Here is a 12,502-nt window from a genome sequence, read left to right on the forward strand (position 1 = left end):
CGCGCCCCGGATCGTGGCTCAGGCGGTACGCGTCGAGTCCCGCAGGGCGCTCTTCGAGAGCTTGCCGGTGCCCGTCCTGGGCAGTGCGGTCATCAAGACGAACTCGTCGGGAACCCACCACTTGGCGACCATCGGCGTGATGTGCCGCAGGAGCTCTTCCGCCGTGGTGGCACTGCCGTCACACAGGACGACGTAGGCGACAGGACGCTCCGCCCATCGCGGGTCGGGGCGGGCGATCACGGCGACTTCGACGACATCGGGGTGTGAGGCGATGACGGCCTCGAGCTCGATCGAGGAGATCCACTCGCCCCCCGACTTGATCAGGTCCTTCATACGGTCCACCAGCCGCAGGTAGCCGTCGGCGTCGATGGTGGCCAGGTCGCCGGTGCGCAGCCAGCCGTCGCCGGTGAAGCTGTCCCTCCCCTCGTCCCGGAAGTAGCCACCCGCCACCCATGGGCCCGCCACCTGCAGCTCGCCGACGGCGTGTCCGTCGCGCGGCAGCTCCCGGCCTGTCTCGACATCGGCGATCCGCACGTTCACCAGCGGCATGGGCTGGCCCTGGGCGGCCCGCACCGCGACCTGCTGCTCCGCGGTTGCCGCCCGGTGCCGGGTCCGCGTGCCGCCGATGGCTCCGACGGGGCTGACCTCCGTCATCCCCCATGAATGGGTGATGGGTACACCGATCGCCGCGCGGTAGGCCTCGGACAGCGTCGGGGGAACGGCGGAGCCGCCTCCGAGCAGGATCCGCGTGGCGCTCAGGTCGTAGGACCCCAACTCGGGAACCAGGCTCGTCCACACCGTGGGAACCGCTCCGGCAACCGTCACCCGCTCGGTTTCCATCAACCGCAGCAGGTGAGCCGGTTCCGCGGAGCTGCCGGGGAGGACCAAGGAGGCGCCCGCCATCATCGCACCGTAGGGAAGGCCCCAGGCGGTGGCGTGGAACAGGGGCACGATCGGCATCACGACATCGCTCTCACCGAGGCCGATGAGGCCGGCCGCCAGTGTTCCCAGGCAGTGCAGGACCGTCGACCGGTGACTGTAAAGCACCCCCTTGGGCGGCCCGGTCGTCCCGGACGTGTAGCACAGTCCGGAAGCCAGGTTCTCGTCCGCCTGCGTGAACGCGTCCTCGAACGAGCCCGCGAACGGTTCACCACTGGAGATCAGCTCGTCGTGGTCCAGGATGCGGTCGTCCGCGGGGATCGCCGCGTCACTCCCGTCCGGCAGCACGACCCAGTTCCGCACCCGCGGCAGCCGGTCGACGCTGGGCCAGATCCGCGGGAGCAGCCCGCGATCGACGAACACCACATCGTCCTCAGCGTGGTTGACGATGTATTCGAGGTGCTCCGAGGAGAGCCTGATGTTGATCGTGTGCAGCACCCTCTTGGTGGCCGGGACCGCGAGACAGAGCGCGAGATGGCGCCGGTTGTTGCCGGCGAACGTTCCGACACGGGCGCCTGCCGGGACGCCGAGGCGGTCCAGCGCGGTGGCGAGGCGCCGAACCTGGTCGGCCACGTCAGCGTAAGTGAGGCGCTCGGCACCGGCCGTTGTGACGTGCTTGTGCGCGTGGAGACGCTCGGCACGCTCCAGAATGTGGGCGATGGTGAGCGGCCGGGGCTGCATCAGCCCGTCCATGACGTCGACGGCCCCGGCCATGCCCCGCCCCGGAAGTCCCTCTCCGCGTACAGGGTCCGACCGCTTGCCACCAGCGGCTCCGCCCACGGTCGGGACGCCGGACTGATCAGACATGTGCCTTCTCCTTCGGTCGTCGGGTCCGGGCCCCAGAAGACGGGCCCAGGTCGAGAGGCGTGCGAAGGGTCCGGGCCGGCGGGCGGCGCGGGCCGGGAATTTCGATTCGGATCGCCTTGGCCGTCGCTACGCATGACCGTCTCCGGCGCCTCGTTCGTGCCTCGCACCGACGCGGAGGACCTGGCTGGTGTGCGTATCGGAGAACCAAAGCCGGCCATGGTCGCGCCGGCCCCTTTCGGGGAAAGGGAAACCTTCGAGTGACAGCTGATGGATGCGTGTTCATGAGTGTCGCGTCGACCCGGCATCCGCTACGGGCCGAACGCCACCTTAGGTGCGATTCCGGAACGGAGAGAGGTGAGAATCTCCCACTCGTCGGACCATTTCGGCGGCGGTTCCCACACTCCGCACTCTCTGTCCGGACCGGCATTCCGGCGGATCTGGAACACCGAGGAACCCTGGAGCAACTCGGCGGGCCCGACGGCGCAAAGGGCTGCCGAACTACCGTCTGGTGCGATACGCCGACGGCTTCGTCGTGCTGGTGCAGGGCACCAAGTCCGAGGCTGGGACGGTCAAGGCGGAGATCGGTCTCGATCAGGGGGCAGGAGGACCGGTTTCCCGTCGCGGCATCCGCCTGAAGCTCCCCGCGCCCACACCCGCGGCCGTTCCCACTCGAAGGCGAAACCCTGCGGGAGACAGCCGTCCACGAAGTTGTTGCCGTGGTGGTCCACCGGCACGGCGGGGAACCCGGCTGCCCTCCGCGGCTCGGCCGGCCACTCCATCTGCCCTGACGACCCACCCGTGTCGAGTGTGATCGGCACCCCGGCGGAGCCGGGTCCTCAGGCGTAGGCGACTGCCATCCGCGTGATGGGGCTTCGGGAAAACGCGCAACCGATCCCCGCGGAACAAACCCCCGGGTGAGGTCCTGTCTTCGGGCCTTCCAGCCAGGCTCCGTGAGTTGATGAGCGTCACGGATATCGATCAGGCTCACCCCCCCCCCGCTCTTCGAACACCGAGTGTTCCTGTCCGCGCCCCCTCCATCAGCACCTGGGCCGACTTCGCGGCATGCGCCCGGTTCTTGAGGCGGTTGCGCCCGCCCTTGGACATGCCGCCGAGCACCGACACGATCAAGCCGTACGCAGTGTTGTCCGGGTCGATGGCCCCGCCCGCCTCGGGCACCCACAGCGGCACGCCAGGGTGCACGAACAGCGGGGAGCCGTTGCCGAACCGGGTGCCGCGGAAGGCCCGCTGCGGCTCGCCGATCCCTGCGGCGTCGAAGCCGTACCCGGGGGACCGGGCGCGCCGCTGGAGCGCGCCGTGGCGTGAAGTATCCGGAGGCGGTCACCGATCGGTGCATCCAGCCTCAAAGCTCGATCACAAATTACACACATCCCTCTCTTCATACTGGCCCCGATGGTCTAGATTGACCGTGCTTCAGCTGTTCGGACATGAGGCGACCGTTAATGATCTATAAGTCCAGCGCCGTGGGAAGCCGCCGTTTCACGTTCCCGGCGCCAGACGTGGGGGTGATCAGTTCCTGGACTCCGAGAGTGGCCCTGGGCGCGGGGAGCACCCGAGGTTTCGACGGGTTCCCGCGCACTTCGAGAGTCTGGCAGGGCATTCGAGTCCGCTGTCGCCAGGTTGGGTTGTTCGAGTTGCTCTGAAATAGCCGATATGCCATGCGCGGGAGGCGGGGCCTTCCGGGGGAGGAACAGCGCGGCGCGGGAGGCGGGGACCTCCCGGAACAGTGTTAGGCGAACACGTCGAACCACTGGGAACCTGGGGGGTTCTGTGCGGCAAGGGGGACTAGTCAGCCCGATTCCGTCTGCGCGCGAGCGTCTGGCGAGCGGGGCGATCAACCAGCCCGCGATCGAGTGGGAGCAGCGGTACCGCCGTGCCGTGATCACCAGCGATACGGTGGCGACCGCCTTCGTGGTGGCGGCGATCGGCAACTTCTTCGGGGCCCGTGACGCGGCCAACTGGCACGAGAAATGGGGAATTCTCGCGTTCGGCACCGAACTGCTGGTGCTGGGCGCACTCGCGGTGAGCCGGTCGTGGGCTCCGGCCGTGCTCGGCCAGGGCGCCGAGGAATTCCGCCGACTCGGGCGCTCACTGTTCGCGGCGACCGTCGTACTGGCGCTCGGCGGGATCGCCCTCACCTCGCGCAACATCAAGCTCTGGATCTTCGTCGCGATCCCCGCGATCGCGCTCACCACCATGACCGCGCGGTATCTGCTGCGCCTCCGGCTGCACAAGCAGCGGAACGAGGGCCGGTGCCTGAGACCTGTGCTCGCTGCCGGAAGCCTGGCCACCGTGCGCGACCTGATCACCCGAACCCGTAAGTTCCCGCACCTCGGCTGGCGGGTGGACGCGGTGTGCACGACGGACGGTCTCGGGCTCGACGGTGACCACCTGGACGGAGTGCCGGTCGTCGGCCGACTGACGGACGTCGCGGGTCACGTGCACCGCGAGGGGTACCGCGTCGTCGCTGTCACACCGGACCCGCACTGGTCACCGGACCGGCTGCAGCGGCTGGCCTGGAACCTCGAAGGCAGCGATGCCGAGATGATCGTGGCCCCCGTGCTGATGGAGGTGGCCGGCCCGCGGCTGCACATCGACGCGGTGCTCGGGATCCCGCTGCTGCGGGTCAGCATGCCGACCTTCACCGGGGGCCGCCGGGCGATCAAAGAGGTCGTCGACCGCATAGGCGCAACGATTCTGCTGATGCTGTTCGCGCCGCTGATGGTGTTCGTCGGACTGCTCGTGCTGCTGGACAGCCGGGGTGGGGTGTTCTATCGCCAGCGCAGGGTCGGCAAGGACGGCCGTGAGTTCACCATTCTCAAGTTCCGCACCATGGTCGCCGGGGCCGACGGGGCACGTGCCGAGCTGGCCGACCGCAACGAGGGCGCCGGCCTGCTGTTCAAGCTCCGCCGGGATCCGCGGGTGACCCGGGTGGGAGCAGTGCTGCGCCGGTACTCGATCGATGAGCTCCCGCAGCTTTTCAACGTGCTGACCGGCTCGATGTCGCTCGTCGGTCCGCGGCCTCCTTTACCGGAGGAGTCCGCCGCGTACGGCCCGGAGATCCGTCGGCGACTGCTGGTCAAGCCCGGACTCACCGGCCTGTGGCAGATCAGCGGACGCAGCGACCTGTCGTGGGAGGAGGCGGTCCGGCTGGACCTGCGGTACGTGGAGGACTGGTCGCTCGCCCTGGACACGGTGATCTTGTGGAAGACGCTGCGTGCGGTGCTCTACGGGCAGGGGGCCTACTGATGCGCGGGAGTCGCCGTCCGGCCGGCGCGCGGACCGCAGGCCGAAAGGGCCTGCCTGGGGGGAGGAACGGGTCATGAGAGTCAGCGTTTTCGGGCTCGGCTACGTGGGCTGCGTGTCGGCCGCGTGCCTGGCCAGCATGGGTCACGAGGTCATCGGGGTGGACGTGAACCAGGTGAAGGTCGACCTGGTCAACGACGGCAAGGCCCCGGTGGTCGAGGAGCGTATCGGCGAGCTCATCGCCGAGGTCGTGCGGACCGGAGCGTTACGCGCCACCGACGACGTCCGCGAGGCGGTCATGGGCAGCGAGGTGTCGCTGGTCTGCGTCGGCACCCCGTCGGAACCCAACGGCAGCCTGTGCACCACGTACTTGGAGCGGGTCACCGAGCAGATCGGCGCCGCGCTGGCCGAGCGGGGTGGGCGGCACACCATCGTGTTCCGCAGCACCATGCTCCCGGGCACCTGTCTGAACCTGCTGGTGCCGATCCTGGAGAAGCACGTCGGCGGCATGGCCGGGGTGGACATCGGGGTCGCGGTCAACCCCGAGTTCCTGCGCGAGGGCACGAGCGTGCGGGACTTCTTCGACCCGCCCAAGACCGTCATCGGCGAGCTCGATCCGGCGAGCGGCGACGCGGTGATGGCGTTGTACGACGGCTTGCCCGGCGAGGTGTTCCGGGTGCCGGTCCCGACGGCCGAGGCCATCAAATACGCGGACAACGCGTTCCACGGCCTCAAGATCGGCTTCGCGAACGAGTTGGGCGCGGTGTGCCAGGCGCTCGGGGTGGACTCGCACCAGGTGATGGACGTGTTCCTGGCCGACCGCAAGCTGAACATCAGTCCCGCCTATCTGCGGCCCGGCTTCGCCTTCGGTGGTTCCTGCCTGCCCAAGGACCTGCGCAGCCTCGTCTACGCGGCGCAGCGGGCCGATGTCTCGGTACCCATCCTCGCCCATGTGCTCCCCTCCAACTCCGACCATCTGCAGCGCGCGGTGGAGCTGGTCGAGCGCACCGGCAAGCGCCGGGTGGGTCTGTTCGGGCTGTCCTTCAAGCCCGGCACCGACGACCTCCGCGAGAGCCCGCTCGTCGAGCTGGCGGAGAGGCTCTTCGGCAAGGGTTACGACCTGCGGATCCACGACGCCAACGTGAGCCTCTCCCGGCTGCTCGGCGCGAACCGCGAGTACGTCGAGACCCGGCTGCCGCACCTCGCGCAGCTCCTCGCGGATTCCGTCGACGAGGTGCTCGAACACGCCGAGGTGTGCCTGGTCGGGACCAGGGATCCGGCCGTGCTGTCGGCCCTGCCCCATGGCGACGACGGCCCGATGATTGTCGACCTCATCCACCTTCCCGACGCCGACGCGCGCCGGGCCGAACCGGGATACATGGGCCTTGCTTGGTAACACGACCAGCGGCGACCGGCACGACCGGCGCGCGCTGATCCTGGTGGAGAACCTGTCGGTGCCGTTCGACCGGCGGGTGTGGCAGGAGTGCACGACACTGCGCGACGCGGGCTGGGAGGTGCACGTCATCTGCCCCCAGGGCAGTAAGCGGGACATGGAGCCGGAGGCGGAGATCGACGGGGTGCGGATCCACCGCTACCGGTTACGTGCGGCCACGGGAGGGCCGGCCGGCTACCTGCGGGAGTACGGATCGGCGCTGTGGCATACGGTCCGCCTGGCCCGGAAGGTCGGGCCGGTGGACGTGGTCCACGCCTGCAACCCGCCCGACCTGCTGTTCCTGCCGGCGCTGTGGCTGAAGCGGCGGGGAGCGCGGTTCGTCTTCGACCAGCACGACCTGGTACCCGAGCTGTACCTTTCCCGCTTCGGCCGCGGCAAGGATCTGCTCTACCGCGCCGTGTGCGCGCTCGAACGGCGGACCTACCGGGCCGCGGACGTCGTGCTCGCCACGAACGAAAGCTACCGGGATGTCGCGGTGCGCCGTGGCGGGCGGCGGCCGGAGGACGTGTTCGTGGTGCGCAGCGCGCCCGACATCGACCGGTTCCACCCCGTACCGCCCGAGCCGGAACTGAAGCGCGGCAAGCCTCATCTGCTGTGTTACCTCGGAGTCATGGGCCCACAGGACGGCGTCGACTACGCCTTGCGGGCGCTCGCCAAGCTTCGCGACGAGCTCGGGCGGACCGACTGGCACGCGGTGTTCGTCGGCGCCGGCGACACCTTCGACGCGATGGTGGAGCTGTCCCGGGAGCTCGGGCTCTCGGAGCAGGTGCAGTTCACGGGGCGGATTCCGGACGCCGATCTGGTGCGCTACCTGTCCACCGCGGACGTGTGCCTCTCCCCCGACCCGCACAATCCCCTCAACGACGTGTCGACCATGAACAAGGTCCTGGAGTACATGGTGATGGGCCGGCCGATCGTCTCGTTCGACCTCCGGGAGGCGCGAGTCTCGGCCGGTGACGCCGCCCTCTACGCACCCGCCAACGACGAGGCCGAGTTCGCGGGGCTCATCGCGCTGCTGCTGGACGATCCGGAGAAGCGGGCTCTGATGGGCAAGATCGGCCAGGAGCGGATCAGCGGGGCGCTCTCCTGGCGGAACTCCCAGCGATCGCTGCTCGCCGCCTACGCCGCTGCCTGCCGTGACGACGCTCCGGCGTCGGCGGGCGACCCGGACCGTGCAAGACGGAGGCCGCACCGTTGAGCGATGACACGATACGCCTGGCCACGATCGGGCGGATTATCCGTCGGCGCTGGCGGCTTCTCACCATCCTCGCCTTGGTGGGTGCGCTCGTCGGGTACGGCACCTCTCTGCTGTTTCCGCCGCGCTACACGACGTCGGCATCGGTACTGCTGCCGGGTGCGTGGGAGGAGCGCGAGCTGCTGACCCAGGCGGAGATCGCGACCAGTTCCGTGGTGGTCGACCGCGCGGCCGCCACGCTTCACTGGCATGGGGTCAGCGGCAGCGAGCTGCGGGATCGGGTGAGCGCCAAGGCCGCCGACGCGAACATCATCAAGATCTCGGGCACGGCCGACACCCCGGAGCGCGCACAGCAGCTCTCCGACGAGGTGGCCCGGCAGTTCGTCGCATTCGCAGCGCGGATCGTGGACGACAACACCGACCCCGAAGCGGCGGGGCAGCTCGAGGCACTGCAGCAGATGGTGGTGCAGACGAACCGCCGCATCACCGACCTGGCCGACGCGGCCGATCCGGGGCGGACCGTGGAGGGCGTGCAGACCCGCACCGAGCTCGAGAAGCTGCGCACCTCGCTGCAGGAGGCCATCACCAAGCTGGACCAGGCCGGCCCGGCCGCCAACAAGGCCAACATGGTCGTCATGGGGTCGGCCGCCCGGCCGACCGGCGAGGCACCGCCGACGAGGACGCAGCTCATCGCCGGCGGGGCGCTGCTCTTCTTCCTGCTCGCCGTCATCGGCCATCTCACCGCCGTACGGATGAGCCGCCGGCTGCGGACCGAACCGGAGATCTCCGCGGCGCTGGGCTCGACGCTGCTGGGCACCGTCGACGTACCTGGTGGACGCTCCGCGCACCGGCCGGAAGGCCGTGGCACCCGGACCCTGATCCGGCGACTGCTGGGTGTCGACATCCGGTGGGACGTGCCGACCCCGCAGACGTCCGGCGACGAGGCGAGCCGGCAGATCCGCTACCGACGGGTGTGCTCCCGTCTCCGAGACCAACTGCCGTCCCCCCGAAGGCTGTTGGTCGTCGTCCCGGACGGCGACGAGATCGCCCGCCGGGCCGCCGGGCAGCTCGTCGCCGAGGCCGGGAACGATCCGATGCTGCGGGTGGTGGGGGTATCGGCGTCCCAGCCACTGGTGCCGGACCGCGACAACGAGTCCGGTGCCCTGGTCGTGCTCGGCGCGGGCGCCTGGACCGCGGCCGAGCTCGCCGGTATCGCCGAGGCCTGTGCGGACGCCAAGCACGAGGTCGTCGGCATCGTCCTCGCCGGCGCGGTCCGGGCCCGTGCCACGCAATCCGCCGGCCGTACTCGGGATGCCGCCACGCCGGTGCTCGCGGTGGGCAACGACGTGAAGGGAAGTTCAGGGTGACGACGAGTACGACGTCGGAGTCGCCGGCCGCCGCTCCGCTGCTCGACCTGCAGGCGCTGGTGGTGGCGGTGCGCAGGCGGCGCCGCCTCTGGTGCTCCATGGCGCTGCTGGGGCTGCTCGCCGGCACGGCGGTGGCGGTCCTGCTGCCGCCACCGCCGACCGCCGTGGCCAAGGTGCTGGTCGCGCATCAGGAGGACCAGCCGAACGATCCCGGAACGCTGATCCGCACCGACGTGGGGCTGCTGCAGACCACGCGGATCGCCGCCAAGGCCCTGCGGTCCCTCGGGTCCCCGGAAAGACCGGAGGACTTCATGCGGGACTACGGGGCTGTCGGCCTGACCAACAACCTGCTGCAGATCACCGTGACGGCTGACACCGACGCGCAGGCGGTGGCCCGCGCCAAGGCGCTGGCCGACGCGTTCGTCGCGGACCATGTGACACGGATCAAGGACGCCGCCGACGCCGAGGCCAAGGCCCTGCTCGACCAGCGTGACCGGATGCAGGGCGAACTCGCCCAGGTCAACAAGGCGATCGGAGACGGGTCGTCGCAGGGCGGGCCGAAGGCGTCGGCGAACCTGGAGTCGCTCTTCGCCAGCCGGGCCGAACTCACCTCACGGATCACCGATTTCAGCCAGCGCGCCGCGGAGGCGCGCATCGGCACGCCCCAACTCGTCGCCGGCACACAGGTCGTGGACGCACCACGCGCGGTGCGAACCTCCCTGCCCAAAGCCGCCGCCACCAACGCCGCGATCGGGTTCGTCCTCGGACTCGCACTCGGGCTCGCGGTGGCCGCGGTCGGCACGGTGGTGGCGGACCGCCCCGTGCTCCGCCGGGACATCGCGGCGAACCTCGCCACCTCGGTCATCGCTGAACTGCCCAGCCGGTCGCCCAGGTTGTGGAAGCGCCGACGGTTCCGGACGGCACGCGAACGGCTCACCACGTCACTGGCCCGGCTGCACGGCTCCACGGAACCGGTGTCGCTGCTGGAACTGGGCTGTGCGCGCAGCACGAGCGTGATCGCCCTGGACCTCGCCAGGGCACTTGCGGCGGACGAGCCGGTGGTCGTCGTCGATGATCTGCCCGGCCTGCAGCTCACCAGGCGCCGCCCGAGACCGGGAGACCCGACCGTGGTCAGCGGCGAACGTGCCGCGGCCGTGTCCCACCAGGAGCGCCGGCTCGGCGTCGGCTCGGTGGCGCCCGGTACGGCGTGGACCGACCTCCGGTACCTCGGCACCCGGACCGTGCTCGTCGTACGGGCCGGGCACGGCAGCGCCGCATGGCTGCACACCGTGGCGCGGCAGCTCGCGGACCAGCGCATCGCGGTGATCGGTGTGGTGCTGATCGACCCCGATCCGCGTGACCGGACCGACGGCACGCTGTGGGACGGGCCGTACACCGCGCTGCGCGGCCGCGGCGAGCCGCCGGCCCAGCAGAACGGGACGGGCCGCCGCCCGAACGAGCGGCTGCCGATGTGGGCGGCACGCGTCCCGGACAGTGACCAGGAGGCGCGGTAGACATGTGTGGCATCGCAGGCACCTACCGATGGCCGGACGGGAAGGCCGTGACCGACCGGCTCACCGACACCCTCGCCCACCGCGGTCCGGACGGGTCCGGCCGGTACAGCCACCCCCTCGGTGACGGCGAGATTCACCTCGGGCACCGTCGGCTGGCCATCGTCGACCTGTCCGAGACCGGCGCCCAGCCGATGGTCTCGGGCGGCCTCGTCCTGACGTACAACGGCGAGCTGTACAACGCGCCCGAACTGCGAGCCGAGCTGGCCGCCACCGGGGTGCGCTTCCGCGGTACCTCCGACACGGAGGTGCTGCTGGAGGCCTGGCGGCGCTGGGGCACGGACTGCCTGCCCCGGCTGCGCGGCATGTTCGCGTTCGGGATATTCGACGAGCGGACCGGTGAACTGGTGCTCGCCCGGGACCAGTTGGGCATCAAGCCGCTGTTCCTGCTCCGGCGCGGCGAGGGTCTGGTGTTCGCCTCCGAGCTCAAGGCGCTGGCCGCCGTGACCGGCGGGACGCTGGAGGTGGACCACGCCGCGCTGGTGGCCTCGCTGCTGTACTACTGGGTGCCGGACTCACGGTGCGCGTTCCGCGAGGCGGAGAAGCTGCCGCCGGGGAGCTGGCTCCGGTGCCGGCCCGACGGCCGGGTGGAGCGAGGCCGGTACTGGAACCTGAGGGACGTCGCCGCCGAGGGCCGGGAGCGCGCCCGGGACGGCGAGCAGCCGGACCTGGCCGCGATCGTCGAGGAGTCGACCCGGCGCCACCTGCTCTCGGACGTACCCGTGGCGACCTTCCTCTCCGGCGGACTCGACTCCAGCTACCTGACCGCACTGGCGGCCCGCGACCGACCCGGGATCTCGGCTTACACGATCGGGTTCCGCGCCGAGGACGCCAGGTTCGAGGCGATGCCGGACGACCTGCGCTATGCCCGGCAGGTGGCCGAGCGGTTCGGCGTCGACCTGCACGAGATCGAGATCGCTCCGAACGTGCTCGACCTGCTGCCGCAGATGACGTACCACCTGGACGAGCCGATCGGCGACCCCGCCGCGATCAACACGTTCCTGATCTGCTCGGCCGCCCGGGATGCCGGGGTCAAGGTGATGCTCTCCGGGATGGGCGCCGACGAGCTGTTCGCCGGCTACCGCAAGCACCTGGCCAACCTGATCGCGCTGCGCTACCAGCGCATCCCTCGACCCCTGCGGCGCGGCCTGTCCAGGGCCGTGGACCGGCTGCCGGTCGCCACGGCCCGCCGGGGGTACCGGTCGGTGCGCTTCGCGAAGCGGTTCCTCTCCTTCGCCGATCTGCCGGAGGAGACCGCGTTCCGGCGCAGCTACACCATGTACGACCAGGACCAGCTGCTCGCCCTGGTCAATCCGGATCTGGCCGGGACGGTCGAGGACGTGCTGACCGAGCACGCGGACATCTACCTGGACAACGACCTCGACGACTTCGTCAACCGCATGTGCCTGGGCGACGCCCGGATGTTCCTGCCTGGCCTGAACCTCGCCTACACGGACCGGTCGAGCATGGCCGCCTCGACCGAGGTGCGGGTGCCGTACGTGGACGTCGAGGTGGTCAAGGCGGCGTTCGCCGTGCCCGGCGATCGCAAGATCGTCGGACGGCAGGGCAAGGCCGTCCTCAAGGAGGCGGCCGCCTCGGTCCTGCCCCGGGAGATCGTCTACCGGCCCAAGGGCCTGTTCAGCGCCCCGCTGCGGGCCTGGATGAGCCGGGATCTGGCACCGCTGGTGCGCGAGGTGGTCAACGACGGCGTGCTCGTCAGTTCAGGATTCCTGCGCCGCGACGCCCTGGCGCGCATGGTCGCCGAGGACGCCGCCGGACAACGGGACTTCTCCAAGCATCTGTGGCATGTGCTGACCCTCGAGTACTGGTACCGCGACGCGACCTCCGGGTCCGGCCGGAACACTCGCTCGGCGGCGTAGAAGACGGCATAGAAACAAGGAGACTT

The 12,502-nt window shown here is 70.2% G+C and carries 7 protein-coding genes; 6 read left to right on the forward strand and 1 reads right to left on the reverse strand.

Annotated features, from left to right (window positions below; translation table 11 throughout):
- Positions 1–18 precede the first annotated feature (18 nt).
- On the reverse strand, positions 19–1,746 hold the full coding sequence (locus ACFYR3_RS38210; protein WP_355856188.1) for a long-chain fatty acid--CoA ligase: 1,728 nt from the start codon (positions 1,744–1,746) through the stop codon (positions 19–21).
- A gap of 1,788 nt (positions 1,747–3,534) precedes the next feature.
- On the opposite strand from ACFYR3_RS38210, the gene ACFYR3_RS38215 reads away from it, so the two are divergent.
- From ACFYR3_RS38215 to asnB, 6 genes are all read left to right on the forward strand, one after another.
- A complete protein-coding gene (locus ACFYR3_RS38215; protein ID WP_355856185.1) occupies positions 3,535–5,013 on the forward strand; it encodes a sugar transferase in 1,479 nt (492 codons plus the stop codon).
- A 73-nt stretch (positions 5,014–5,086) separates the two neighbouring features.
- Positions 5,087–6,406, forward strand: coding sequence for a nucleotide sugar dehydrogenase (locus ACFYR3_RS38220; RefSeq protein ID WP_355856182.1), 1,320 nt, complete (start codon positions 5,087–5,089; stop codon positions 6,404–6,406).
- The gene (locus ACFYR3_RS38225; RefSeq protein WP_355856179.1) at positions 6,396–7,661 is read left to right on the forward strand and encodes a glycosyltransferase family 4 protein; all 1,266 of its coding nucleotides are present in this window, start codon (positions 6,396–6,398) and stop codon (positions 7,659–7,661) included. The genes ACFYR3_RS38220 and ACFYR3_RS38225 overlap by 11 nt, the downstream gene beginning before the upstream one ends.
- Positions 7,658–9,025 carry a Wzz/FepE/Etk N-terminal domain-containing protein gene (locus ACFYR3_RS38230; RefSeq protein ID WP_355856176.1) on the forward strand — a complete coding sequence of 456 codons (1,368 nt, stop codon included), beginning with the start codon at positions 7,658–7,660 and terminating at the stop codon, positions 9,023–9,025. The genes ACFYR3_RS38225 and ACFYR3_RS38230 overlap by 4 nt, the downstream gene beginning before the upstream one ends.
- A complete protein-coding gene (locus tag ACFYR3_RS38235) occupies positions 9,022–10,539 on the forward strand; it encodes a Wzz/FepE/Etk N-terminal domain-containing protein (protein WP_355856173.1) in 1,518 nt (505 codons plus the stop codon). Before ACFYR3_RS38230 ends, ACFYR3_RS38235 begins: the two co-directional genes overlap by 4 nt.
- A gap of 2 nt (positions 10,540–10,541) precedes the next feature.
- Positions 10,542–12,476: an asparagine synthase (glutamine-hydrolyzing) gene (asnB, locus tag ACFYR3_RS38240; RefSeq protein ID WP_355856170.1), complete on the forward strand. Its 1,935-nt coding sequence runs from the start codon at positions 10,542–10,544 to the stop codon at positions 12,474–12,476.
- Positions 12,477–12,502: the final 26 nt, after the last annotated feature.

It is taken from the genome of Streptomyces sp. NPDC005784 (assembly GCF_042871525.1).
Taxonomy (GTDB): Bacteria; Actinomycetota; Actinomycetes; order Streptomycetales; family Streptomycetaceae; genus Streptomyces.

Bases quoted from the DNA above. Each gene is read 5' to 3' on its own strand.
- asnB (WP_355856170.1), top strand. From the start codon at position 10,542: ATGTGTGGCATCGCAGGCACCTACCGATGGCCGGACGGGAAGGCCGTG.
- ACFYR3_RS38220 (WP_355856182.1), top strand. From the start codon at position 5,087: ATGAGAGTCAGCGTTTTCGGGCTCGGCTACGTGGGCTGCGTGTCGGCC.
- ACFYR3_RS38210 (WP_355856188.1), bottom strand. From the start codon at position 1,746: ATGTCTGATCAGTCCGGCGTCCCGACCGTGGGCGGAGCCGCTGGTGGC.